The 851-nt window shown below is 31.1% G+C and carries 1 protein-coding gene; it reads left to right on the forward strand.

Annotated features, from left to right (window positions below; translation table 11 throughout):
• Window positions 1-65: 65 nt before the first annotated feature.
• Window positions 66-851: IS982 family transposase (locus H8B04_RS16865; protein WP_190303068.1), on the forward strand; the 786-nt coding region annotated here is incomplete at its 3' end.

Genomic DNA, 851 nt, shown 5'->3' on the forward strand with positions numbered 1-851 from the left:
AAAAGGCTTGATTTAATAATGTATATAATTGACAATCAATTATATACATTATTAAATCAAGCCCTATGTTGAGAGATAAAGTTATAGAAATATTCGTTAAAGTGGATGATTTTTGCAAAGAAATTCAACCCATATTAGAAGAAAAGCGAATTGAAGATAAAAAATTAGGAAAAAGATGTCGTAAAACTGGATTGTGTGAGAGTGAGTTGATTAGTTTAATGGTTCTTTTTCATAGTGGACAATTTAGTAATCTGAAGTCCTTTTATGTCCATTATGCACTACCTCATTTGAAAGATTTGTTTCCTGGCATGACCTCTTATAATCGCTTTGTTGAACTTCAACCTCGATGTGCTGTTGTGTTTATGTTGTTTGTAAAAATGAAGTGCTTGGGCAAGAGTGAAGGAATCAATTTTATAGATTCTACACATATCAAGGTATGTCACAACAGAAGGATTCATCAGCACAAAGTTTTTAGAGATACAGCCGAACGAGGACAATGTTCAATAGGGTGGTTCTATGGATTTAAACTTCATCTTATTATTAATGATAAAAGCGAAATTCTTTCATTTTACCTTACTAAAGGCAATATTGACGACCGAAACCTAAAACATATGATGGATATGACCAAAGATATTTTTGGTAAATTATATGGAGATAAAGGCTATATATCAAAAGCTATGGCTGATATTCTTTGGAGTAACGGAATACAAATGGTAACAAAACCTAGAAAAAATATGAAGGGATTAAATCTTTCTCAGACAGATAAAATTATGCTACGAAAACGAGCTATAATTGAATGTGTAAATGATGAATTAAAGAATATATGCAAACTACAACACACTAGACACAGG

Source organism: Sphingobacterium litopenaei (assembly GCF_014692495.1).
GTDB lineage: Bacteria > Bacteroidota > Bacteroidia > Sphingobacteriales > Sphingobacteriaceae > Sphingobacterium > Sphingobacterium litopenaei.